The 250-nt window shown below is 67.2% G+C and carries 1 protein-coding gene; it reads right to left on the bottom strand.

The window, feature by feature from the left end; genetic code table 11:
* Positions 1–250: chitinase (locus OO57_RS38205; protein WP_033257553.1), on the bottom strand; the 250-nt coding region annotated here is incomplete at both ends.

Below are 250 nucleotides of genomic sequence, written 5' to 3'. Positions count from 1 at the left end.
GCGCGTCGCCCGCCGCCTTGTAGTTGAAGTTCCAGCTGAGCTGGATCGGGCCGCGGCCGTAGTACGCGGCCTGCCCGGCCGGGCAGCCGTACGGCTGCGAAGTGTCGCAGTAGTGCGGGTAGTTGGCGGTGTTCTGCTCGACGATGTAGATCAGGCCGCCGGTCTCGTGGTTGATGTTGGCCAGGAACGCCGCCGCCTCCTGCTTCTTCACCGTGTCCGAGCCGGTGTTGGCGAACGCCGGGTAGGCCTT

Origin of the sequence: Kitasatospora phosalacinea (assembly GCF_000717185.1) — a bacterium.
Classification (GTDB): domain Bacteria; phylum Actinomycetota; class Actinomycetes; order Streptomycetales; family Streptomycetaceae; genus Kitasatospora; species Kitasatospora phosalacinea_A.
Note: the sequence above shows the minus strand (reverse complement) of the source record. Positions and strands in the feature narration are given on the sequence as shown.